Source organism: Streptomyces sp. ADI95-16, from assembly GCF_003721495.1.
Classification (GTDB): Bacteria; Actinomycetota; Actinomycetes; order Streptomycetales; family Streptomycetaceae; genus Streptomyces; species Streptomyces goshikiensis.
Genome location: NZ_CP033581.1, coordinates 5,354,112 through 5,377,330, shown reverse-complemented (window position 1 = coordinate 5,377,330; position 23,219 = coordinate 5,354,112). Strand labels below are relative to the sequence as shown.

Below are 23,219 nucleotides of genomic sequence, written 5' to 3'. Positions count from 1 at the left end.
TGGGTCTCGTATTCAACGGGGCCCCCGATCGTAGGGCCCACTCATGCAACTTACTGAGGCTTTAGTCAGTTCCCGGTATCCGTCGGAAAGGAGGCAGGATGTTGTCCATGTCCAATGTTTCGCCTTCCCCCGGCACTCCCATGGCGGCCAGTCCGCTGACCCGTGCCTGCCTTGAGATCGACGAGTACGCGGCCGGCCTGGGCTGGGACCAGCCCGCCCGGCTGTTCGCCCTCGTCGACACCGCAAAGCTCCGCAGGCAGGAGCCGCGCCTCGCGAGCCAGCTCGGTCTCGACCAGGACGACACCGGCAAGTCCTCCCTCACCCCGATCGAGCAGGACAAGCTGCCGGCCGGGACCGCCCTCGACAAGTTCCTGGGCACGATCCAGTGGCCCCCGTCGGTCGCCGGCTGCGCGCTGACGGTGGAGCGGCTGATGCTGCCGCCGACCGCGGAGGCCTCCGTACCGGAGGGGCTCAGTGACAAGCAGCTGGCGAAGTGGGTCGCCGGGCACCCGGAGCGCCAGGAGGTGCGGCTGACCGTGGCCGTGCTGCGCGACGGGTCGCGCGAGTCCGCCGTCCGGCTGCGCGAGAAGGACTCCTCGACCGAGGTGCTCACCGGCGGCGGCCTGGTGCCCGGGCTGGCGGAGGCGCTGGCCGCGACCTTCTCGTAGGGCGCGCCGTACGGCCGGGGGGGCCGGTCAGGGCTTGTCGCAGCGCGGCAGCCCGGCCGTGTCCCCCTTGCCGATCTTCTCCAGCGCCTTCGTGGCGTCGTCGATGGTGGAGACCTTGACCAGGGTGAGCCCGTCGGGCACCTGGGCGGAGGCGGAGGCGCAGTTCTCGGCCGGGGTCAGGAAGTACTCGGCTCCGGCCTGGCGGGCGCCGATGGTCTTCATCTGGATGCCGCCGATCGGGCCGACCTTGCCCTCGTCGTCGATGGTGCCGGTGCCCGCGATGAACTTCCCGCCGGTCAGGTCCTCGGGGGTCAGCTTGTCGACGATGCCGAGCGCGAACATCAGGCCGGCGCTCGGGCCGCCGACGTCCGCGAGCTTGATGTCGACCGTGAACGGGAAGGTGTGGTCGGTGCCCGCCCGGATGCCGACGATGGCGTGACCGTCGCCCTCCGCCTTGCCCGAGGTGATCGTGATCTTGGTCGGGCTGCCGGGCTCCCGGTGCGCGCGCTCGGCCTCGGCCGCCTCGGCGGCGGGCACGATCGTGAACTCGACGGGCTCGCCGGCCTTGTGCTTGGTGACGAGCTTGGCGACGTCACCGGGCTCCTTCACCGGGGTGCCGTCCACGGCCTGGATCACGTCGCCGGCGTGCAGCTTGCCCTCGGACGGGCTGGCCTTGACGACGGAGGAGACCACGACGCGGGCGCTCACCGGGATGCCGAGCTGCTTGAGGGCGGCCACCTTGGCGCTCTCCTGCGACTGGCTGAACTCCTCGGCGTTCTCCTGCGTGGATTCCTTGTCCGTCTTCCCGTTCGGGTACAGGTTGTCGTGCGGCACGACGATGTTGTCGCCGGCCAGCCAGCCGTACACCGCTTCCAGCAGGTTCATGTCGTAGTCCGCGCCCGTGACGCGGACCGTGGTCATGTTCAGGTGCCCGCTGGTCCGGTACGTCTTGCGCCCCGAGATGCTGAGGACGGCCTCGCCGCGCGAGTCCCCGAGCGTGTTCACGGTCGGGCCCGGGCTCATCTCCGCGTACGGGACCTTGATGAACAACCCCGTGCAGAACAGCACGAACAGCATGAGGGTGGAAGCGAGCATCGTCGCAGTGCGGCGTGGCATGGATCGACAGTACGGGACTGCCCTGGCGGGCGGCCCCCGGGGCCGGTCCGTACGGGCGCCGTACGCGGAACTCTCAGGGGATTCTCACCGGCGGGGATCCTCACCGGCGCTCCCGGGACGCTCAGACGGCGTCGGAACCGGAATGCGCCGTGGCCCTCGCTGCCGGAGCCCTCGACTCGGACCGGTCGGACCGGTCCATCGCCTCGCGGAATCGCGCGTAGCCCGCGAGTTCGGATATGTCACCTTGCGTGCGGTCGCGGGCCGCCCAGCTGCCCCATATCGCCGCCCCGATCGCGGCGAAGAGCGGAATCAGCAACCACGCCAGAGACGCCATCGGCCTGCCTCCCTACCCCGAAAAGTACCTGTCGTTGGTGGCTTCAACGCTCATGCCCGGAGGGGGGTTACGCAAATCGAGGGCGTGTTGCGCGGCCGAACGGGTGTGACGGTACCGCCTTGCGGGGGCGACCCCGCACGCGGGGGCTTCGCCGGGGTCAGCAGGCCCCGACCCACTCCTCGGTGCCGTCGGAGAACCTCTGGTGCTTCCAGATCGGGACCTCGTGCTTGAGGTCGTCGATCAGCATGCGGCAGGCCTCGAAGGCCTCGCCGCGGTGCGGGCAGGAAACGGCGACGACGACCGCCAGGTCGCCGACGGACAGGTCCCCGGTCCGGTGCACGGCCGCGAGCGCGCGGACCGGGTACTTCGCCACGACGCGCTCGGCGACACGGCGCATCTCCGCCTCGGCGGAGGGGTGGCAGGAGTAGCCCAGCGCGTCGACGTCCGCCCCGCCGTCGTGGTTGCGCACCGTGCCGACGAAGAGCGCCGTACCGCCCGTCGCGTCGTCGCCGACGGCCTTGAAGACCTCGTCGAGCGAGAGCGGGGTCTCACGGATCGCGAGGAGCCGGACGGGGTCCTGGGCGGCCTGCTCGCCGGGGTGGTCGAAATGCGGTGCCATGAAGCCATCGTGCACCACCCGTCCCGCCCGGCGATAGAGCCGATTCGACCGGGTGTACGACCTGCGGATATGGAGCCTCCTACAGAACCTCCGGACCCGCCGGGAGCGGCTCCGGGCCCCCGGGGCCGCTGGGGTGAGGCTGCGGAGCCTCCGGGTGGGGCCTCCGGATCCGCCGGGAGCGGCTCGGGACCTCCGAGACCGCCGGGAGCGGATCCGGGGACCGCCGGGAGCGGATCCGGGGACCGCCGGGAGCGCCGGGTGAGGCTCCGGAGCCCCCGGGAGCGGTTCCGGGCCCCCGGGAGCGGCTCCGGGGCCCCCGGTCGCCGCCCAGGATCGACCGGGGTCGACCGGGGCCGCCTCCTGGGGTCAGATGCCGCGGCGGCGGCGCGCGCGGCGGACCGCGGCGGCGGCGCCGAGGAGGGCGACCGTGGCGCCCGCGGCGCCGGCGGCAGTGGCGGCGTCCTTGCGGCCCAGCCGGCGGCCCGCGACCGTGTGGCGGCCCGCGACCTCCTGGAGGAGCTCGGCCAGCACCTCCTCGTTCGTCCAGCGGGGCCGCCAGCCGGCCGCGTGCAGCCCGCTCACGCTGACCACCCACGGGTGCATCGTGTACGCGAGGTCCCCGGCCGGGGACGGCGTCAGGCCGATCCGGTGCAGCCGGGCGGCCGCGCCCAGCGCCACCGCCGAGGGGAGCTCCATGCGGCGGATGCCGCTCAGCTCCTCGACCTCCTCCTGCTCCAGCCAGCCCTCGCAGCCGACCGCCAGCTCGCCCTCGACCTTCTCCAGCGCCGCGTACTCCAGGGCGCTGACCAGGTCCTCCACGTGGCAGAACTGCCAGGTCGGCCGGGAGCCAGCCACCACGAGCAGGCGCGGGGACTCGAAGTACCGGGTCAGCGCCGTGTCCGTACCGCCGACCAGGACCGCGGGGCGGATCACCGTGACGTTCAGGCCCGGGTGCGCGCGCGGCGCCCGCCGGCCCAGCCGCTCGATCTCCAGGAGGTCGGCGAGACCGGTCGCCTCGGCGGTCGCGCGGAGCTCGGAGTCCTCCGAGAGCGGGATGTCGTTGTCCGGGAGCGCCCCGTAGACCATCGCCGAGGTGCACAGCACGACGCGGTGCACCCCGGCCGCCGCGGCGGCGGTCAGCACGGTCTGGGTGCCGCGCACGTTGTACGCCGTACGGGCCGCCGGGTCCGTCTCCAGGTCGAGGTCCAGCGCGAGGTGGACCACCACGTCCGCGCCGCGCAGCTTCTCGGCGATCGCGGGGTCCCGTACGTCCAGGACGTGCCACTGCGCCTCGGCGCAGTCGCCCCGCCGCTCGTCGATCGCGACGACCGCCTTGACCTCCTCGGAGGCGACCAGCCGGCTCACCAGGGCAGCGCCGACACCGGCCGCGGCGCCGGTGACGGCGATCACGGGGCCCCGGCGGGCGGGACCCGCCGGATTTCGCGGCTGGCGAACGCTCTGGGCGCCGTCGCCGTGCTCAGGGCGGATTTCGGCGTCGTGCGGCGCGCGGCCGTGCTCGTCCGGGCTGTGCTTGTCCAACGCATGCGGATCTGGGGAACTCACCAGGCGTCTCCAGCGGTTGTCTTCAGTAGGGGACGCGCGTGAACGCGTACCTACCAGGTGATGTCCATCCTGCCGCAGCCCAGGACCCGGCGGAGCACCGAGCCCCGAAGCGGGTGTGGTGTCTACGCTGGGTGGTGTTGTCGGACCATTGCCCGTCGGCACCCGCCGACGGCCCTACGAGCCGAGGAAACCCGTGAGCGACACCCCATTCGGATTCGGCCTTCCGCCGGAGGAGCCGGAAGACGGCGACGAAGGCAAGAAGAAGGGCAACCAGGGCGGTCAGGGCGGCCCGAATCCGTTCGGATTCGCCGGCGGGCTGCCGGGCGGCGCGGGCGGCCCCGCGGGCCCCGGCGGTGCGGACAACCCGTTCGCGGCGATGTTCGGCTCGATGAACCCGAACGACCTCGGCGCGGCCTTCCAGCAGATCGGCCAGATGCTGAGCTACGAGGGCGGTCCCGTGAACTGGGACATGGCGAAGGACATCGCCCGCCAGACCGTCGCCCAGGGCACGCCGGACGGCGTGAAGGACGCCAGCGTCGGCGTCGCCGAGAGGTCGGCCGTCGAGGAGGCCGTGCGCCTCGCGGACCACTGGCTGGACGGGGTGACCTCGCTGCCCTCGGGCGCCACCACCGCCGTGGCCTGGAGCCGCGCCGAGTGGGTCGAGGCGACCCTGCCGGTGTGGAAGGAACTCGTCGACCCGGTCGCCGAGCGCGTCGGCGCGGCCATGGGCGGCGTGCTGCCCGAGGAGATGCAGGCCATGGCGGGCCCGCTGCTCGGCATGATGCGCTCCATGGGCGGCGCCATGTTCGGCCAGCAGATCGGCCAGGCCGTGGGCACCCTCGCGGGCGAGGTCGTCGGCTCGACCGACATCGGGCTGCCGCTCGGCCCGGCCGGCAAGGCCGCGCTGCTGCCGCTGAACATCGCCGGCTTCGGCAAGGACCTCGGCGTGCCCGCCGAGGAGGTCCGGCTGTACCTGGCGCTGCGCGAGGCGGCGCACGCCCGGCTCTTCGCGCACGTGCCGTGGCTGCGCTCGCACCTGTTCGGCGCCGTCGAGGGCTACGCCCGCGGCATCACGGTCGACACCTCGAAGCTGGAGGACGTGGTCGGCCAGCTCGACCCGTCGAACCCGGAGCAGCTTCAGGAAGCGCTCCAGGGCGGCATGTTCCAGCCGCAGGACACCCCCGAGCAGAAGGCCGCCCTGGCCCGCCTGGAGACGGCGCTCGCGCTGGTCGAGGGCTGGGTGGACGCCGTCGTGCACGAGGCGGCCAAGCCCCGTCTGTCCTCGGCGGACGCCATGCGCGAGACCATGCGCCGGCGGCGCGCCTCGGGCGGTCCGGCGGAGCAGACCTTCGCCACCCTGATCGGCCTGGAGCTGCGGCCGCGCCGGTTGCGCGACGCCTCGCGGCTGTGGGCCTCGCTCACCGACGCGCGCGGCGTGGACGGCCGGGACGGGCTGTGGGAGCACCCGGACATGCTGCCGACCGCCTCCGACCTGGACGACCCGGACGGGTTCGTGCACCGCGAGCAGCTGGACTTCTCGGAGATCGACAAGATGCTCGGCGAGGCCGCGCAGAAGCACGAGCGGGGCAAGCAGGGCGAGCAGGGCGACGGCGAGGGCGAAGAGCAGAAGTGAGCCTCTACGACGACACGGTCCTGGTCCTGGAGAAGTACGAGGGCCAGGACCAGGAGCAGCGCGCCCTGCGGGACGTCTACCTGGAGCACCTGGCCGCGCATCCGGACGGGGTCTACAAGCCCTGCCGGGCGGGGCACGTCACCGGCAGTGCGCTGGTGATCGACCCGGCGGGGCGGCGCGTGCTGCTGACCCTGCACAAGAAGCTCGGCATCTGGCTGCAGATGGGCGGGCACTGCGAGCCCGGGGACAGCACCCTCGCCGGGGCGGCGCTGCGCGAGGCCGTCGAGGAGTCCGGCATCGCGTCCGGGCTCAGCCTGCTGCCGGGCGGCCCGGTGCGGCTGGACCGGCACCCGATCCCGGCGCCGTGCAACTGGCACCTGGACGTCCAGTACGCGGCGCTGGCTCCGGCCGACGCGGTCGCGGAGATCAGCGAGGAATCGCTGGACCTGCGCTGGTTCCCGTACGAGACGGTGGCGGCGGTGGCCGACACCTCGGTCGTGCGCCTGCTGGAGCGGACGCTGGCCCGGCTCTGAGGGACCGGCCCCGCGAAGGGTGGAGGAGTGGACGGAAGGGGCGGCCCCGCATCGGCGGGAGCGCCCCTTCCAGGTGTTCTCGTAAAAAAATCAGTTCCAGGCGTTGTTCTGGTTCTGGGCGTGCGCTCCCTGCTGCCCCATGCCGAACTGCGCGGCGACGCCCTGCCCGAGCTGGGCGTTCTGCGGGGGCAGCGCCTCGCTGGGCTGCACCAGCGCGAAGCCGGTGCCGAGGAAGCTGAGCTCCCAGCCCTCGCCGGTGTTGCCGCGACGCCGCCACACGCCCGTGGAGTGCGTCTGGGCCTGCATCTGGACCCGGAGCGAGGTCGACCAGGCGACGATGGCGTCCGCGTCGGCGTTGACGTACTTGTCGGGCGTGACCTGCATCATCAGCGGCTGCCCGGAGGTCATCAGGGCGACCTTGCCGCGGCCGGTGATGTTCAGCTGGTACTTGCCTGATCCGGAGATTCCGTACTGGCTGTCCACCGCGATGACCTCGGTGTGCAGGGTGGAGTCCAGGGCCAGGACGTAGCTGCTGTCGACCGTGAGGCCGTCCTGGTCCACATCCACGACGTGTACGTACTGGGCGAGGTTGGCCAGGTAGACCGTGCCCTGCCCGGAGCAGCGCATCAGGTCCAGGCCCTCGCCGGTGCGGCGGCGGGCGCCGCGCTGATTGGCGCTCTGGTACTCGCCGTCGAAGTCGATGATGCCCTGGTAGGCGACCATCGCGCCCTTGCGGGCGAGGACGTCGTCGGAGCCCGTCAGCGAGACCCGCAGCAGCTGCGGGTTCTGGACGGCGTACCGCTCCTGGGACTGCGCCTCGGCGTGGGCGAAAAGTGAGCTCTGCATGATGTGCCTTCTCCCCCTCAGCCCCGGGCCCGGAGCCGGTCGGTGCTGTCCTCGCTGGGCTGTACGACCACGATGCCCTGGCCGGAGAAGGCCATCTGGTAGGCCTCCCCGCTGCCCCGGCCGATCATCGACGAGGCCTTGAAGCTGCGCTTGCCCTTGACCTTGAGGTTCGGCGACCAGGCGACGAGCGCGTCCGGGTCGACGTACGTCTCGTCCTCGCCGCGGCCGCAGTCGACCACGATCGGGGTGCCCCGGGAGGTGATCGCGACCCATCCGGTGCCGGAGATCTGCACGTTGAACAGGCCCTGGCCGGCGAACTTGGCCATGCCCTTGACCCGCTCCACACCCCACTGGAGGTGCGCGTCGAAGGCGAGCAGATTGGTGCCGTTGACGGAGAGCGCGTCGTTGTTGAGGTTGATGACGACGACGTCCGCGCCGTAGTCGGCCAGGTAGAGCAGGCCGTCCCCGGTGCACTTCATCAGCGGTGCGCCTTCGCCGGTGAGCCACTGCGAGGCCATCTGCCGGACGGCGGGCGGGTTCGGCTCGTACTGGACGAAGCCCTCGTACGCGACCATCGAGCCGGTGCGCGCGAAGAGGTCCTGGCCGGACTGCATGGCGACCTTGAGCATGGCCCGGCCGTGGTTCTCCATGCGGGCCGTGACGGGGGTCGGGGCGTAGCCCGCGAGCTGCTGGTTCATTGCGTTCATGACGGGCTCCCTCAGACCTCGTACGGCTGGACGACGATGAAGTTGCCGGGCGCGCCGCGGAACTGGAGGTTCACGGTCTCGCCGCTGTGGCCGGGGTAGGCGTTGCGCCGCAGCCGGACCTGGCTGGAGATGATCACCTGCGAGGCGGAGGACCAGGCGACGATGGCGTTGCTGTCGGCGAAGGTGGTCGGCGTGACGGGCAGGACGACGGGCACGCCGTGCGTCTTGACGATCACCGTGCCGGAGCCCTGGAACTGCATGGTGAACAGGGCGCCGCCGGGGATGCCGTGGCCCTCGATGCGGCGGACCTCGTGCTGGAGCGACTCGTCGAAGGCGAGCACGTTCTCGGCGGAGACGCAGATCCCGTCGCCCTGGAGCTCGATGGCGTGCAGGTGGGCGCCGGTCTCGGCGAGGAAGACCTGGCCGCGGCCGGTGCAGCGCATCAGCTGCATCTCCTGGCCGGTGGCGTTGCCGACGATGCGGCCGGCGAAGCCCGCGCCCTTGTAGCTGAAGTCCACCTTGCCCTGGTAGAGGACCATGCTGCCCTGGCGGGCGAGGACGGCCTGGCCGCCCATCGACAGGTCGACCCGCATGAGCTGCTGGTTCTGCGGGGTCCAGCGGGCCCCGGTGGGGGCCTCCTTGTACGGCTGGAGGGCGGCGGCGAGGCCGGCTCCGGCGGCGGCGGGCTGCTGGCCGGGGACCTGGCCCGGGGCCTGGCCGTACGGGGGCTGCTGGCCGTAAGCGGGCTGCTGGCCGTACGGCGCGGGGGCCGGGGCGGGCGGCGGCACCTGGCCGCCGTAGCCGGGCTGCCGGCCCGGGACCTGGCCGTAGGAGGGCGGTCCGGGCTGCTGCGGGGGGTGCGGCGGCTGGCCGTACGGCGCGGCCGGGGGCGTGGTGAGCGGGCCGACCATGGTGGGGGCCGAGTGCACCGGCTGCTGCTGCGGAGCGGCGGGCTGGGGCGGGGCGGGCTGGGGCGGGGCGGCGAACGCCGCGGCGGGCGCGGGCGCTTGGGCGGGCGCGCCGAAGGAGGGCGCGGGGCCTGCGGCCTGCGGCGGCGGGGCGAACCCGGGCGCACCGGTGGCCTGGGCCGGGACCTGCTGCTCCGGCGCCGCCTCCTCCTCGGCGACCTCGCCGCCGAAGTTCTTCAGGAGCGCGGCGAGCCCGCCGTCGAAGCCCTGGCCTACGGCGGCGAAGCGCCACACGTCCTTCAGGTAGAAGTCACCGATCATCAGCGCGCGCTCGGTGCTGAACTCCGAGCCGGTGAAGGAGTAGCGGACGACTTCCTCGCCGCCGGCCACGATCCGGATGTAGCCCGGGCCGATCTGCGACATCTGGCCGGCGCCGTCGACGGACGCGGTGAAGGAGAGCCGGTGAATGCCCGCCGGAATCCGGTCGAGGGTCACCCGGAAGGATTCGCTGTCACCGGCCTGCGCGCCGAGTTGCTGAATGGACTCTTCCGGAGACTTCGGCTGGTTGTAGAAGACGAAGTAACGGTCGTCCGACAGCTGCTCATTCGCGTCGAGCCCGAAACAACTGATGTCGAAGGTGAGTCCGGGCCCGGCGATCGACACGCCCACGTACAGGTCGGTGCCTGCCGTCAGATCGCTGATCTTGGCCTTGTGACCTCGCTGGAATTCCCTGGCCATACGTAACGACCGTCCCCCATCCCGACTGTGAATGCGTGCGGCCCAGGCTAACGGCTCCCGGCGACATCCGGCCAAGTCGGTACCGAGCCGGTACACATCACGCTGCGTTACGCCGGGTCATTCCTCCCGGGCCGCGGGGACCTTGGGGAGGCGCTCGGCGGCGACCACTCCCTCCAGGTAGCCGCGGGCCCGCTCGGTGCGCGGGTAGGCCTCCAGCAGCCCCCAGAAACGGGGGCCGTGACCGGGCACGAGCAGGTGGGCCAGCTCGTGGAGCAGCACGTAGTCGACGACGTACTCCGGCATGCCCTGGAGGCGGTGCGAGAGCCGGATGCTCCCCTCGGCGGGGGTGCAGGAGCCCCAGCGGGTGTTCTGGTTGGTGACCCAGCGCACCGAGCGGGGGCGGGCGCGGCCGCTGAAGTACTGCTCCGACAAACGCTCGGCCCGCTCGGTGAGTTCCGTGTCGCCGAGGGTGCGTTTGCTCTCCTGGGCGGCCAATTTGTCGAGCATGACGCCCACCCAGCGCTGTTCCTCCGCCTCGGACATCCGGGCGGGGATCAGGACGACCGTCCGGTCACCCTCACGGTAGGCGGATACGGTCCTGCGGCGGCGCGCGCTCCGGCGGACTTCCACGGCGCGCTGCGAAGGGTCGGCGGACACGCCACCGAAGGTACCCGTTCGTCGCGGCGGAAGTGCCACCCGTGCGGGCTTCGATCATGATCAATTCGCCGGTCGCGGGGGATCGCGCGGGATCGCGCGGGAAACACCCCTTTTCTTCATCTCATATGCCTAATACCCCTTGCCTGTGGACAAATTCCCGCACCGAATGCGGTGGACGGGCACGCTGTGAGGACGAGCAATTGGGGGCGGCGGTCGGCCGCTCTCGTACGAGGGGGATTGCCATGTATCCGAAAGTGAAGCCGGCGCTCGCCCGGGCCTGGCGGGACCTGCAGACGGTGCAATTCGGGGTGACGCCCGCGCACGCGGTGGTGCTCGGCCCGGTGGACACGGCGACGGGATCGTTGATCGACCGGATCGACGGCACGCGGGGGATGGAACTGCTGCGGACGGAGGCTGCGGGGATGGGCCTGCCGGAGGGGCAGGTGGCGGAGCTCGTCCGGCGGCTGGCGGGGGCCGGGCTGCTCGATGACGCCACGGCGGGTGGACCGCGCGCCCAGGAGGTGCGGCGCCGGCCGGAGGCCCTGGAGCGGCTCGGGCCCGACCTGGCCTCGCTCTCGCTGGTGCGCCGGCAGCCCGGCGGGGACTTGCGCGGGATCGCCGCCCGCCGGGCCATACGGGTGCAGGTGCGCGGCAGCGGCCGGGTGGGCGCGCTGATCGCCGCCGTCCTGGCGGGCGCCGGGGTGGGCCGGGTCGATGTGCTGGACGGGGGCCGGGTGGAGGCGGCCGACGTGGCGCCGGGCGGGCTGGGCCCGGGCTGCGTGGGCCGGCTGCGGGCCGAGGCCGCGGGGGCGCTGGTGCGGGAGTCGGCCCCGGGGCGGGCGCCTCGGGCCGCCGAGGCCGAGGGGCCGGAGCCGGGGCTGGCCCTGGTGGTGGTCGCGCCCCGGGACGGGCTCCAGGCCTGGGCCCCGGATCCGGGCGGCGCGGCCGACTGGATCGCCTCCGGCACCCCGCATCTGTACGCGGGGGTGTTGGAGGGCACCGGGGTGGTGGGCCCCCTGGTCCTCCCGGGCGCCACGGCCTGCGCGGGGTGCATGGAGCGCGAGCGGGTCGACCGGGACCCGGCCTGGCCCCGGATGCTGGTCCAGTGGCGTTCGGCGCACCGGCGGCGCACTGCCGCCGCCTGTGACCTGGGGCTGTCCACGGCGGTGGCCGGCCTGGCCGCCGCCCATGCCCTGTCCTTCCTCGACGGGGAACTCCCCGCCTCGACGGCCACCCGCTGGGAGGCGGCGCTGCCCGCCCTGCACTGGGACTCCTCACCGGTCCGCCCCCACCCGGACTGCCCCTGCGCGGCGGCCGTCCCCTCGGAGCAGGCGGTGCCGTCATGAGGAGGTGGCTAGGCGGGCGCCGCGCGGGCCGCCTCGACGGTGCGGCAGAACTCCGAGATCCAGGGCCCGGCCGCCGGGACCAGCGGAAGCAGACTGCGCAGGGCCAGGAGCAGCTCGTGCAGCTGCCCGGGCGGCGGGCCGGTCTCCAGGAACCGGGCGAGGTGGCGCTCGGCCGCCTCCCGTCGGTCCCACAGGCAGTGCGCGAGGAGGAGGTTGCCCACGTCCGCCGGGTCCGGGGTCTCCTCGGCCGCCTCGGGCGTGAGGAGTTCGACCACCCGGGTCAGGTGTCCGTCGCGATCGGGGTTCCGCAGGGCATGGAGCACCACCGCGGTCTCGTACTGGGACCAGGCGTTGTCGGGTTCGAGGGTGAGCGCGCGGGTGAGGTCGGCCAGCGCCGCGTCGTGGTGACCGAGCAGCCGGTGCAGGAGACCGCGGCTGGTGAGCGGCCAGGTGTCGTCGGGGGTGATCTCCACGGCCCGGTCGAGATCGGCCAGCGCCTGCTCGCACCGCCCCGACATCCGGTGGGACATGGCCCGGTGGCTCAGGGCCCAGCCGTCGTCCGGATCGAGCCCGATGGCCGCGTCGTAGTCGGCCACGGCCTCATCCTGGCGATCCAGCATCGCCCGTGTCATACCGCGGTGCGTGAGCGCCCAGCCGTAGTCCGGGTGGAGCGCGATCGCCCGCGTGAAGTCGGTTTCGGCTTCCCCGTACCGTTCCAGGCCGCGGTGGAGGTCACCCCGGCGGGCCAAGGCCCAGGAGTAGGCGGGCTCGATGTCGATCGCGCGGGTCAGGTCGGTCAGGGACTCCTCGGAGCGGGCCAGCCGTCGGTAGGCGTCGCCGCGGCCGGCGAGGGCCCAGTAGTCGTCCGGTGCGAGCGTGATGGCCCGCGTGAAGACGGCCACCGCCTCCTCGTACCGGCCCAGGGAGGTGTAGGCGTATCCGCAGCCCGCGAGGGCCCACCGGTAGTCCGGTGTGAGCGCGATGGCCCTCGTGAACTCGGCCACCGCCTCCGCGTGGCGGCCCAGGGAGCGGTAGACGTCACCCCGGCAGGCGAGCGGCCAGTCGTAGTCGGGTTCGAGCTCGATCGCGCGGTCGAAGTCGGCGAGCGCCTCCTCGTACCGCCCCATCGAGTTGAACGCGGCGCCCCTGCTGGCATGGGCCCAGGCGCTGCCGGGACCGAGGTCGACGGCGCGGTTGAAATCGGCCAGCGCCTCCTCGTACCGGCCCATCAGCCGGAAGGTGGCGCCTCGGCTCGTGAGCGCCCACTCGTAGTCGCTCTTGAGCTCCAGGCTCCGGTCGAAGTCGGCGACGGCCTCCTCGTACCGCTCGGCGACCTGAAGGGCGAGGCCACGGTAGGAGACGTTCATGAGGTCCTCGGGGGCGAGTTCGACGGCGCGGGTGTAGTCCGCGATCGCCTCGTCCAGCCGCCCTGTCAGATGACGGGTCCGGCCGCGGCCGAAGTGGGCGCGCTCGTTCTCCGGGTCGAGGGCGAGGGCGTGCTCGTAGTCGGCGAGGGCCTGCGGATAGGCGTCCGCGTTGCGGTGGTTCCTGCCCCGCAGGGTCAGGGCCAGCGACTGGCCCGCGGGGTCGAGACCGGCGCGGGCCAGGAGGAGGGTCAGCACGGCGATCTCGTCGTGCGGCTCCTCCCCCAGGGACTCCATGACCTGCTCGCCCCAGCCGGTGACGGCGGGTTCGTCGCAGTCCCGGCCGGCCGCGATCAGGGTCTGGGCCCAGCGGCGCAGGCTGATCGTGCCGTGGTCGTAGGCGTCGAGCAGTTCCCGCAGGGCAGCCGGGAGGGCGGCGCGCGCGTCGGCGCACAGGCGGTGGTAGGTCTCCTGGAGCCGGTGGCCGCGCCAGCGCTCGTCCTCCCACCAGCCGTCGGCCGGAGCGGCGGCTTCCTCCAGCCGCGCGCGGCGCCGCCCGAACGCGTCGGCCAGCCGGGTGTGCAACTGCTCCCAGCGTGCCGGGGACTGCCGGCGCTGGAGGCGGAGCATCGCACCGCGGACGACCTCGTGGTAGCGGCAGTGGCCCGAGCGGTCGGTGACGAAGGGCATCGAGCGCAGCCAGCCGAACAGTTCGGCGGCCTCCTCCTCGACCGCCGCGCGGAACACGTCCTCGTCCAGCTCCTGCGGGAACGCGCAGGCCAGGGCGGCGGCCCGGCGGGCGGGATCGGCCTCCCACTTCAGGAACCGCTCGACGGCGGTGCCGCTGGGGTCCCCGATCTCCTCCACGCTGCCGGGCTGGCTCTCGGCGAGGGTGGAGACCAGGACCGGCAGCCTCCCCGACAGGCGCAGGATCACCTCGACGACCCGCTCGTCCGTCACTCCCTTTCCGGCGAGCAGCTGACGGGCCTCGGCGTCCGTGAACACCTCAAGGGGCCAGTCGGTGACCAGGTCGTACCAGTCCTCCCAGCACCGGGCGGCCAGCCGGGACTGTCCGGCGAGGGTGACCAGTACGTTGGCGGGCAGCTCCCCGTGGCGTTCGCTGACCAGTACGTCCCGCAGCCAGGTGTCCAGCACCGGTCCCGTGCGCTCGTAGGTGTCGAAGAACAGCACGACCCACGGGTGTCTGCGGGCGACGTCGGAGAGCTCCTCCAGGAACACCGGGGTCAGGGCGTCCAGTGGGGAGAGCACGAGTTCGACGTCGCCGTGAGTGCGCAACCGGGTGCTGAGGAGCGCTTTGACGCGGTCCGCGCCGGCCGCGACCTGGTTCGGGTCGACCGCGCCGGTGAAGGCGCCGACACCCGGGATCATGCCCAGTCCCACCAGTCCCAGCTGGGAGGCGATCACGCTCGACGGAGACGGGGCGGGGGCGCCGCCGGCCGCCGGGTCCGCGCCCGCGGCGGCCACCGCGACTCCGGCGTCGGCCTCGTGCCTGCGCTGGCGGTAGGTGGTCAGCAGCTTGTCGAAGGCCTTGAGCGGCGCGCCCTGCTGGGCGAGTTGCGCGCTGATGGCCTCCATCGCCTCGACGGCGTCCGCGGCCGCCTCGTCCACACAGGCGGTGACCGCCTGCCCTTCGCGAGCGATCGTCTCCAGCTGCCGCACCAGGGTGGACTTGCCGACGCCGGCCGGGCCGCGCACGTGGAAGAGGAACTGCCCGGCCTCGTCCAGGGGCTGTTTGAGGGCCTCCCGGAAGCCCGCGACCTGCCCCTGCCGTCCGATGAAGCCGTTGGAGCGGCGCCGCCGGATCAGTTCCTGCCTCGAAGGTCCCCGCCCCGCCATCCACAGCCCCCTCACCGCCGGCAACGGCTGCCGGGCAACCATGCTGTCCCATGCGGGCGGGCACTGTCCGGCGACGGCCGGATCCCGCCACGATCGGGCGGGCGCCTGCCCCGGGGCCGCCGGGACGGCCATGACAGGATGCCTGTGTCTGAAGGCTCGGGGGACATCCCTGGGCTGCCGCTCGCGGCACAGCTGTCTGGGAACTGGAGGGGCGTTGTGTCTGATCTTCCCCGGAAAGCGGTCACCCGCACGGTCAAGCTGGCCGCGCTGCCGCTCGGTATCGCGGGCCGGGCCACCTGGGGGCTCGGCAAGCGCATCGGGGGCAAGTCGGCGGAGCTGGTGGCGCGCGAGCTCCAGCAGCGCACGGCCGAGCAGCTGTTCCGCACGCTCGGTGAGCTCAAGGGCGGTGCGATGAAGTTCGGGCAGGCCCTGTCGGTCTTCGAGTCGGCGCTGCCGGAGGAGGTCGCCGGGCCCTACCGGGCGGCGCTGACCAAGCTCCAGGAGGCGGCCCCGCCGCTGCCCGCGGGGACGGTGCGCCAGGTGCTGGCCGAGCGGCTCGGCGAGGACTGGCGGGACCTGTTCGAGGAATTCGAGGAGAAGCCCGCCGCGGCCGCCTCGATCGGGCAGGTGCACCGGGCGGTGTGGCACGACGGCCGCCAGGTGGCGGTCAAGATCCAGTACCCGGGCGCCGGGGAGGCGCTGCTGTCCGACCTCAAACAGCTGGGCCGGTTCGCCGGGTTGCTGGGCCCGCTGATCCCCGGCATGGACATCAAGCCGTTGATCAAGGAGCTGCGCGACCGGGTCGCGGAGGAGCTGGACTACGAGCTGGAGGCGGAGGCGCAGCGCAGCCACGCGGACGCCTTCGTGGACGACGAAGACGTGGTCGTCCCGGATGTCGTGCACCAGGGCGAGCAGGTGCTGGTCAGCGAGTGGATGGACGGGACCCCGCTGTCGGAGGTGATCGCGGACGGCACGCCGCAGGAGCGCGACCGCGCGGGCCAGTTGCTGGCCCGGTTCCTCTTCTCGGGGCCCGCGCGCACCGGGCTGCTGCACGCGGATCCGCACCCGGGCAACTTCCGGCTGATATCGGGGGCCGACGGGCGGACGCGGCTGGGCGTGCTGGACTTCGGCACGGTGGACCGGCTGCCCGGCGGCTGGCCCAAGCCCATCGGCAGGTCACTGCGGATGACGCTGGACGGGGACGCCGAGGGGGTCTACGGGCACCTGCGCGACGAGGGGTTCGTGCGGGAGAGCATCGAACTGGATCCCGACGCGGTGCTGGACTACCTGAAGCCGATCATCGAGCCCGCCGAGGCCGAGGAGTTCACCTTCACCCGGCCGTGGCTGCGCGGCCAGGCGGCCAGGATCGCCGATCCGCGCTCCCCCGCACACCAGTTGGGCCGGCAGATCAACCTGCCGCCCTCGTACCTGCTGATCCACCGGGTGACGCTGAGCACCATCGGGGTGCTGTGCCAGCTCGGCGCGACGGTGCGGCTGCGGGACGAGCTGGAGGAGTGGCTTCCGGGGTTCCTGCCGGAGGACTGAGCGGCGGCGGGCCGGTCACCACCAGGAGGAGTCGAGCCGGCCCTCGATCGCGCGGAGGTTGGCGCGCGCGCAGTCGACGCAGAAGTACTGTCTGCTCCCGTTCTCCACCGAGCAGGTCCAGGTGGGCGGGGCGCCGTCAGGGGACTGTGTGCCGCAGCGCGCGCAGACGACGGGCTGGGCCTGATGTCCCGACGGGGTGGGGTGGGGATTCGGCTGGTCCACCACCAGACGATATCCCCGCCGGGGCTGGACGGCCCACCGCAACGCACCGGGGGGACCGGTCCCTTCGGACCGGTCCCCCCGGGGTGAGCCGTTGCCGGCTCCTTAGTGCATGACCGCCATGGCGAGTGCCCGCCGGGCGCGCAGGGAAACGCGCTCGGCTCGCCGCTGCATGCGGCGCGCGGCGACCAGGCGCAGGGCCTGACGCTCGGCGTCGACCTCACGCATGCGGTCGTCCATATGGGCACGGGCCATGGCTTCTGGGATGAGTTGCATTTCGCGGGTCCTGTTCTGACGCGAGGTCATCGCGCCTGCGGTGATGAAGTCTGCGGTGGCGGAGCCGTGCGGCTGCTCGCTCGTGGTGGTGTTGGGGGTCATGAGGGCCTGCTTCAGCGGGTCGTGCGTCAGGGGACGGTCGATGGTTCCGAGGGCGGTCATGCCGCGACCGGGTTCTTGCGCGGACGACCACGCGGGCGCTTGCGGGCCACGACGACTCCCTGGACGAAGAGCTCGCCACCCCAGACGCCCCAGGGCTCCCGGCGCTCGATCGCCCCGGCGAGGCAGGCCTCGACCAGCGGGCAGGTGCGGCAGAGCGACTTGGCGTACTCGACGTCGGCCGGGGACTCGGCGAAGAAGACCTCGGGGTCGAAGGTGCGGCAGGGAACGGGGACGCCGAGGTTCTCGATGGCGTCGTCGAGCGCGGTGAGCGCGGTGAGCGGAGTCAAGGTGGAGTCCTCCGGGACTGCGGGCGGGGAGAGGGTCTGGGTCTGCGGTACGGACGGGGCGTGCGCTTCGAGTTGCACGGTGTTTTCTTCCTCGTCTTTGTCGTCTAGTCGTTCCGGCCGGGGTCGGCCGGGGTCGGCTGGTACCTGGTCTTTCCAGTCCCGAGGCACCTTCGGGCGTCCGTCCCCGTTCGGGGACAAACAGAAGGGCCGCGGATCCCGGGTGGGGTTCCGCGGCCCTGAAGGCGCCGGCCTGATCGTGAGATCAGGCTGGATCACTCCAGGGTTCGAGCCCGCGGAAGGCCCACATCAGGTGGTGCTGCGTCGTCGTCTGCTTCTTCAGGGATCCGGCACCGGCTGCGGCGGCGAATCCATAGGCGCCATGCGCCTGGGCTTCAGCCACTACTGCCACCGGTGCCTGGATCGGTCGCTCATTGCGCTCACTCGCCGACAGCGCGGAGGGCGCGGCCAGGAAGGCACGGCTGTCGGCGGAAATCGCGGACAGACCGGTACCCCGGAGGGAGGGCAGGAGAGCAGAGGAGCCGAGCAGGCAGGAAGCGGCAACCGGGCGATCGGTCATTTTGGTGAAGGTCATGAAGCTGGTCACTGGTCTCGCCTCCTCTCGGCGTCTCGGGGACTCGGCCCCGGAGGACCTGTCCCATGCGTATTCGGATAAGTACAGCACGGATCCGGGGCTTCGGAGAAGCCACCGTTTCCGTTGCTAAGAACCTATGGGGATTCGCTGGGCATGTGCAAACTATTTTTCCGACGAGTTTCTACGCGTCGTCAGCACCGCTGCCCCCGGGGTCCCCACCTGCGCATATGGCCAGGACGTCGGCCCCGTACCGGTCGAGCTTGCGGCCGCCCACCCCCGAGATCATCGAGAGCTCGCCCGCCTCGGACGGCGCGGCCTCCGCGATCGCCATCAGGGTCTTGTCCGTGAAGACGCAGTACGCGGGCAGACCTTGCTCCTGCGACTGTGTCGCGCGCCACTCCCGCAGCCGCTCGTAGAGGCCCTCGTCCATGTCGGACGGACAGTCCTCGCAGCGCATCAGTTTCAGCTCGCCGGCCTCGGTCAGCGTCTTGCCGCAGACCCGGCACAGCACCGGCCCGCGGCGGCCGCGTTTGCGGACGCCGCGCTCGGCCGCCGCGCCCTCGCGGGCGCCCGGGGCCGCGGAGCCCGGCCTCAGGCCGTTCAGGAAGCGGCTGGGGCGTCGGGAGGCCCGGCCGCCCGGAGCCCGCGAGAGGCCCCACGAAAGCGTCAGGTGGAGCCGCGCCCGGGTGACGCCGACGTACAGCAGCCGGCGTTCCTCCTCGACCTGCTCATCGGTCTTGGCGTAGGTGATCGGCATCATGCCGTCGGTGAGGCCGACGAGGAACACGGCGTCCCACTCCAGGCCCTTCGCCGCGTGCAGCGAGGCGAGGGTGACGCCCTGGACGGTCGGTGCGTGCTGGGCGGCCTTGCGCTCCTCCAGCTCGATCGTGAGGTCGGCCAGGGTGGCGCCGGGCCGGGCCCGGGCGAAGTCCTCGGCGAGCCGGACGAGCGCGGCCAGGGATTCCCACTGGTCGCGCACGGCGCCGGAGCCGGCCGGCGGTTCGGTGCTCCAGCCGGTGGAGCTGAGCACGGCACGGACCTGGGAGCCGAGTTCCACGACGTCGTCGAGCAGCGGGTCGTTGCCGCTGCCGGCGGAGCGGGCCGCCCCGCGGAGGGCGAGGATCCCCTTCTGGACCTCGGCGCGCTCGAAGAACCGCTCGGCCCCGCGCAACTGGTAGGGCACCCCGGCGTCGGCGAGGGCCTGCTCGTAGACCTCGGACTGGGCGTTGATGCGGTAGAGGACGGCGATCTCGCCGGCCGGGACGCCGGCGGCGATCAGGTCCCGGATCCGGCCGGCGACGCCCTCGGCCTCGGCGGGCTCGTCCGGGTACTCGGCGTAGACCGGGGCGGGGCCGGGCTCGCGCTGCGAGACCAGCTCCAGCCGGTGCTCGGCGGCGCGGCCCTTGGCCTGGTTCAGCAGCCCGTTGGCGAGGTGCACCACCTGCGGGGTGGAGCGGTAGTCGCGGATCAGCTTGACCACGGTGGCCTGCGGATACCGGGTGCGGAAGGAGAGCAGGTGATCGGGGGTCGCGCCCGTGAAGGAGTAGATCGTCTGGCTGGCGTCGCCGACGACGCAGAGGCTGTCGCGGTCGCCGAGCCACAGCTCCAGCAGGCGCTGCTGGAGCGGGCTGACGTCCTGGTACTCGTCCACCACGAAGTGCTGGTACTGGGCGCGGATCTGCTCGGCGATGTCGTACCGGTCCTGGAGGATGCCGACGGTGAGGAGCAGCACGTCCTCGAAGTCGATCATGCCGCGGTCGCGCTTGAGCTGCTCGTACGTCCCGTAGATCTGGGCGGTCTCCGCCGGGTCCCGGGGGGTCTCGCGGCCGGCCTTGAGGGCGGCCGCCGGGTAGTCGGCGGGGACGGTCTGGGTGACCTTGGCCCACTCGATCTCACCGGTGACATCGCGCAGCTCGCCCCGGTCCAGGCGGATGCGGCAGCGCGCGCCGGCCTCGGCGACGAGCTGGATCTTGCGCTCGACGAGGCGGGGCACCTCCCCGCCGACGGCCTTGGGCCAGAAGTACTGGAGCTGGCGCAGCGCGGCGGAGTGGAAGGTCCGGGCCTGGACCCCGCCCGCTCCGAGGGTGCGCAGGCGGCCGCGCATCTCGCCGGCGGCGCGGTTGGTGAAGGTGACGGCCAGCACGCTGGCGGGCATCAGCTGGCCGGAGCGGACCCCGTAGGCGATGCGGTGGGTGATCGCGCGGGTCTTGCCCGTACCGGCACCGGCCAGCACGCACACCGGTCCGCGCAGGGTCGTCGCGACCTCGCGCTGCTCCGGGTCCAGGCCCAGGAGCACCGCGTCGGCCGAGTCCGCGGCGGCGGGGAAAGCTGAGGAGTGCGTTGCTGCTGTCACCCCGCCATGCTGCCAGGTCTGGTGGGTCGGGCGAGAAATCCGTCCACAGGCGCGGTGGATTCGTCGTACCGGTGACGGCCCGGGAATGGCGGGGCGGTCCCGTACGTTCGAGTACTCGGACCAACGAGCCCCCACGAAGGAGAGCGCAGCATGCAGGACACGGGCACCGTCACGATGTACAGCACGACCTGGTGCGGCTACTGCAACCGCCTCAAGAAGCAGCTGGACCGGGAGGGCATCGCGTACAACGAGATCAACATCGAGCTCGACCCGGCGTCCGCGGCGTTCGTGGAGCAGGCGAACGGCGGCAACCAGACGGTTCCGACCGTCCTCGTGAAGTCGGTCGGCGGCAACGAGTCCGTCATGACCAACCCGAGCCTGGCCCAGGTCAAGCAGGCCCTCGCCGTCTGACCCGCCGCGTTCAGAAAGGCCCCCGCCTCCCGGCGGGGGCCTTCTGCTGTGACTAACGTTACGGAGTCGGGCGCGGCAGCGGCTCGCCGTACCAGAGCTCGACCAGGCGCGCGGCGATGGAGATCCCCGCCGGCGGCAGCACCTCGCCGCTCTCGAAGGCGGCGCGCAGGTCCTCGCGGGAGAACCAGCGGGCCTCCTCGATCTCCTCGCCGTCCACGGTGATCTCCGAGGTGACGGCCCGGGCGGTGAAGCCCAGCATCAGGCTGTACGGGAACGGCCAGGGCTGGCTGGCGACGTACTCGACGGTGCCGACGCGGATGCCCGCCTCCTCCCACACCTCGCGGATCACGGACTGCTCTATGGACTCGCCCGGCTCCACGAACCCGGCCAGGGTCGAGAACCGTCCCTCGGGCCAGTGCACCTGGCGGCCCAGCAGCGCGCGGTCGTGCTCGTCGGTGACCAGCATGATCACGGCCGGGTCGGTGCGCGGGTAGTGCTCGGCGCCGCAGCCCGGGCAGCGCCGGATGTGCCCGGCGGCCGCGACCACGGTGCGCTCGCCGCAGCGGGAGCAGAAGCGGTGCATCCGCTGCCAGTTCTCCAGCGCGACGGCGTGCACCATCAGCCCGGCGTCGCGCGGGGACAGCAGCAGCCCGGCCTCGCGCAGACCGGCCGGGCGGGCCGACTGGTCCATGCGGCCCGGCAGCGCGTCCTTCTGCAGCGCGAAGTACCGTACGCCGTCCTCGTCGGTGCCCAGGAAGTAGCGGTGGGTCTCGGTGACGGGGGCCTCGAAGGCGGGGGTCATCACGATCCCGGAGCCGCCGTCGGGGGTGTCGTCGATCAGGACCTGGCCGCCGGAGACGACGAACACGCGGGTCGTCGGGTGGCTCCAGGCGGCGGCGAGCCACGCCTCGTCGAGGCGGTGGTGCGCGGCGCGGTCGATTCCGCTGGGCGCGGCGAGCGAGATCGGGCGCTCGGGCTCGGTATGGGTGCTCACAGGTACTTCCAACTCCCCCGGTGGTGGGACAAGGCAGGCGTACGGACGTGGGTGCGCGCGGCCGCGCCGGGCGGCGCGGCGGTCAGGGGGCGGGCCAGTTCTCCGCGAGGTCTCCCCAGAGGTGGGCGGTCGTCTCGACGCCCTTGAGGAGCAGGTCCAGCTCGACCTTCTCGTTCGGCGAGTGCCAGCCGTCGGAGGGTACGGAGATCCCGAGGAAGAGGACGGGCGCGTCCAGGACGTCCTGGAGGTCCGCCGCGGGCCCCGAGCCGCCCTCGCGGGTGAAGCGGACCTTCTGGCCGAAGGCGCGGCCCATGGCCCGGACGACCGACTGGAGCGCCGGGTGGTCCAGCGGGGTCAGGCAGGGCCGGGTGGGGGCGCCGAAGGTGATGGAGTGCCGGATTCCGGCCGGGATCCGGGCCGCGACCCACTCCCGGACGGCGGCCTCGACCTCGTACGGGTCCTGTCCGGAGACCAGGCGGAACGAGAGCTTCACGTGCGCGGAGGCGGGCACGATGGTCTTGCCGCCGGGGCCCTGGTAGCCGCCGCCGATGCCGTTGACCTCGGCGGTCGGGCGGGCCCAGACGCGCTCCAGCGTCGAGTAGCCCTTCTCGCCGGCGGCTGCGTGCGACTTGGCCGTACGGAGCCACTCGGCCTCGTCGAACGGCAGCTCGGCGATCAGCTCGCGTTCGGCGTCGGTGAGCTCGGCGATGTTGTCGTAGAAGCCGGCGACCGTGACACGGCCGTCCTCGTCGTGCAGGGCGGCGACGAGACGGGCGGCGGCGGTGGCCGGGTTGGGCACGGCCCCGCCGAAGGCGCCCGAGTGGATGTCCTGGTCCGGGCCGTGGAAGTCGATCTCGCAGTCGGCGACGCCGCGCATGCCGGTGCAGACGGTGGGCGTGGTCTCGGACCACATGCCGGTGTCGGAGACGATCACGATGTCGGTGGCCAGGCGCTCCGCCTCGCGCTCGACCAGCGCGCGGAAGTGCGGGGAGCCGGACTCCTCCTCGCCCTCGACGAGCAGCTTGAGGTGCACGGCGGGCGCGGCGGCGCCGGTCGCGGCGAGGTGCGCGCGGACGCCGAGCGTGTGGAAGAAGACCTGGCCCTTGTCGTCTGCGGCGCCGCGGGCGTACATCCGGCCGTCCTTGACGACCGGCTCGAACGGGTCGGTGTGCCAGCCGTCGGCGAGGGCGGCCGGCTGCACGTCGTGGTGCCCGTAGACGAGGACGGTGGGGGCGGCCGGGTCGGCGGCGGGCCACTCGGCGAAGACGGCGGGGGCGCCGTCCGTCTCCCACACCTCGGCGACCGGGAAGCCGGTCTCCTTGAGCTTCGCGGCGAGCCACTCGGCGCTGCGGCGTACATCGCCCGCGTGCTCGGGCTGCGCCGAGACCGAAGGGATGCGCAGCCAGTCGACGAGGTCGTCGAGGAAGTCCGCGCGGTGGGTGTCGATGTACGTGCGGACGGCACTGTCCGCCGGGGATGCGCTCATGGCCA

Annotated in this window: 22 protein-coding genes; 6 read left to right on the top strand and 16 right to left on the bottom strand. The window is 72.7% G+C overall.

The window, feature by feature from the left end; all coding sequences use genetic code 11:
* Positions 1-98 precede the first annotated feature (98 nt).
* Positions 99-668, top strand: a complete 570-nt coding sequence (locus EES41_RS24145; RefSeq protein WP_174261728.1) for a PPA1309 family protein — start codon at positions 99-101, stop codon at positions 666-668.
* Positions 669-695: 27 nt separating this feature from the next.
* Here the strand turns inward: EES41_RS24145 and EES41_RS24140 are convergent, their stop codons facing one another.
* The 4 genes from EES41_RS24140 to EES41_RS24125 form a co-directional block, all read right to left on the bottom strand.
* Positions 696-1,784 (bottom strand): PDZ domain-containing protein, encoded by a 1,089-nt coding sequence (locus EES41_RS24140; RefSeq protein ID WP_123080283.1) that lies wholly within the window; start codon positions 1,782-1,784, stop codon positions 696-698.
* A gap of 121 nt (positions 1,785-1,905) precedes the next feature.
* Positions 1,906-2,118 carry a hypothetical protein gene (locus tag EES41_RS24135; RefSeq protein ID WP_008741489.1) on the bottom strand — a complete coding sequence of 71 codons (213 nt, stop codon included), beginning with the start codon at positions 2,116-2,118 and terminating at the stop codon, positions 1,906-1,908.
* Between the two features lie 157 nt (positions 2,119-2,275).
* Positions 2,276-2,737: a molybdenum cofactor biosynthesis protein MoaE gene (locus EES41_RS24130; protein ID WP_073773151.1), complete on the bottom strand. Its 462-nt coding sequence runs from the start codon at positions 2,735-2,737 to the stop codon at positions 2,276-2,278.
* Between the two features lie 366 nt (positions 2,738-3,103).
* Positions 3,104-4,225, bottom strand: a complete 1,122-nt coding sequence (locus tag EES41_RS24125; RefSeq protein ID WP_123082668.1) for an SDR family oxidoreductase — start codon at positions 4,223-4,225, stop codon at positions 3,104-3,106.
* 268 nt (positions 4,226-4,493) lie between these two features.
* On the opposite strand from EES41_RS24125, the gene EES41_RS24120 reads away from it, so the two are divergent.
* Positions 4,494-5,933 carry a zinc-dependent metalloprotease gene (locus tag EES41_RS24120; RefSeq protein WP_123080282.1) on the top strand — a complete coding sequence of 480 codons (1,440 nt, stop codon included), beginning with the start codon at positions 4,494-4,496 and terminating at the stop codon, positions 5,931-5,933.
* The gene (locus EES41_RS24115) at positions 5,930-6,466 is read left to right on the top strand and encodes an NUDIX hydrolase (protein ID WP_123080281.1); all 537 of its coding nucleotides are present in this window, start codon (positions 5,930-5,932) and stop codon (positions 6,464-6,466) included. The genes EES41_RS24120 and EES41_RS24115 overlap by 4 nt, the downstream gene beginning before the upstream one ends.
* 90 nt (positions 6,467-6,556) lie before the next feature.
* Here the strand turns inward: EES41_RS24115 and EES41_RS24110 are convergent, their stop codons facing one another.
* From EES41_RS24110 to EES41_RS24095, 4 genes are all read right to left on the bottom strand, one after another.
* Positions 6,557-7,312: an AIM24 family protein gene (locus EES41_RS24110; protein ID WP_123080280.1), complete on the bottom strand. Its 756-nt coding sequence runs from the start codon at positions 7,310-7,312 to the stop codon at positions 6,557-6,559.
* 17 nt (positions 7,313-7,329) lie between these two features.
* Positions 7,330-8,010, bottom strand: a complete 681-nt coding sequence (locus tag EES41_RS24105) for an AIM24 family protein (RefSeq protein ID WP_008741483.1) — start codon at positions 8,008-8,010, stop codon at positions 7,330-7,332.
* Between the two features lie 20 nt (positions 8,011-8,030).
* The gene (locus tag EES41_RS24100) at positions 8,031-9,665 is read right to left on the bottom strand and encodes a TerD family protein (protein WP_123080279.1); all 1,635 of its coding nucleotides are present in this window, start codon (positions 9,663-9,665) and stop codon (positions 8,031-8,033) included.
* 117 nt (positions 9,666-9,782) lie between these two features.
* Complete coding sequence (locus EES41_RS24095) at positions 9,783-10,322, bottom strand: M48 family metallopeptidase (RefSeq protein ID WP_254211558.1); 540 nt, start codon at positions 10,320-10,322, stop codon at positions 9,783-9,785.
* A gap of 242 nt (positions 10,323-10,564) precedes the next feature.
* Here EES41_RS24095 and EES41_RS24090 point away from each other — a divergent pair, with 242 nt between their 5' ends.
* Complete coding sequence (locus EES41_RS24090) at positions 10,565-11,668, top strand: ThiF family adenylyltransferase (protein ID WP_123080278.1); 1,104 nt, start codon at positions 10,565-10,567, stop codon at positions 11,666-11,668.
* An 8-nt stretch (positions 11,669-11,676) separates the two neighbouring features.
* Here the strand turns inward: EES41_RS24090 and EES41_RS24085 are convergent, their stop codons facing one another.
* The gene (locus tag EES41_RS24085) at positions 11,677-14,889 is read right to left on the bottom strand and encodes a tetratricopeptide repeat protein (protein WP_123080277.1); all 3,213 of its coding nucleotides are present in this window, start codon (positions 14,887-14,889) and stop codon (positions 11,677-11,679) included.
* Between the two features lie 216 nt (positions 14,890-15,105).
* Here EES41_RS24085 and EES41_RS24080 point away from each other — a divergent pair, with 216 nt between their 5' ends.
* Positions 15,106-16,434, top strand: coding sequence for an AarF/ABC1/UbiB kinase family protein (locus tag EES41_RS24080; protein ID WP_123080276.1), 1,329 nt, complete (start codon positions 15,106-15,108; stop codon positions 16,432-16,434).
* Between the two features lie 15 nt (positions 16,435-16,449).
* Here EES41_RS24080 and EES41_RS24075 read toward each other — a convergent pair whose 3' ends face one another.
* The 5 genes from EES41_RS24075 to EES41_RS24055 form a co-directional block, all read right to left on the bottom strand.
* Positions 16,450-16,656, bottom strand: a complete 207-nt coding sequence (locus EES41_RS24075) for a hypothetical protein (protein ID WP_073773308.1) — start codon at positions 16,654-16,656, stop codon at positions 16,450-16,452.
* Positions 16,657-16,758: 102 nt separating this feature from the next.
* On the bottom strand, positions 16,759-17,091 hold the full coding sequence (locus EES41_RS24070) for a hypothetical protein (protein WP_123080275.1): 333 nt from the start codon (positions 17,089-17,091) through the stop codon (positions 16,759-16,761).
* Positions 17,088-17,456 (bottom strand): WhiB family transcriptional regulator, encoded by a 369-nt coding sequence (locus tag EES41_RS24065; RefSeq protein WP_073773160.1) that lies wholly within the window; start codon positions 17,454-17,456, stop codon positions 17,088-17,090. Before EES41_RS24065 ends, EES41_RS24070 begins: the two co-directional genes overlap by 4 nt.
* 184 nt (positions 17,457-17,640) lie before the next feature.
* Positions 17,641-17,970 (bottom strand): hypothetical protein, encoded by a 330-nt coding sequence (locus EES41_RS24060; protein ID WP_123082666.1) that lies wholly within the window; start codon positions 17,968-17,970, stop codon positions 17,641-17,643.
* A gap of 181 nt (positions 17,971-18,151) precedes the next feature.
* On the bottom strand, positions 18,152-20,323 hold the full coding sequence (locus tag EES41_RS24055; protein WP_174261727.1) for an ATP-dependent DNA helicase UvrD2: 2,172 nt from the start codon (positions 20,321-20,323) through the stop codon (positions 18,152-18,154).
* Between the two features lie 150 nt (positions 20,324-20,473).
* Here EES41_RS24055 and EES41_RS24050 point away from each other — a divergent pair, with 150 nt between their 5' ends.
* Complete coding sequence (locus EES41_RS24050; protein WP_008741472.1) at positions 20,474-20,734, top strand: mycoredoxin; 261 nt, start codon at positions 20,474-20,476, stop codon at positions 20,732-20,734.
* Between the two features lie 58 nt (positions 20,735-20,792).
* Here EES41_RS24050 and nudC read toward each other — a convergent pair whose 3' ends face one another.
* Together nudC and EES41_RS24040 are read right to left on the bottom strand one after the other, a co-directional pair.
* Positions 20,793-21,728: an NAD(+) diphosphatase gene (gene nudC, locus EES41_RS24045; RefSeq protein WP_123080274.1), complete on the bottom strand. Its 936-nt coding sequence runs from the start codon at positions 21,726-21,728 to the stop codon at positions 20,793-20,795.
* Positions 21,729-21,810: 82 nt separating this feature from the next.
* Positions 21,811-23,214 (bottom strand): dipeptidase, encoded by a 1,404-nt coding sequence (locus EES41_RS24040; RefSeq protein WP_123082664.1) that lies wholly within the window; start codon positions 23,212-23,214, stop codon positions 21,811-21,813.
* Positions 23,215-23,219 lie beyond the last annotated feature (5 nt).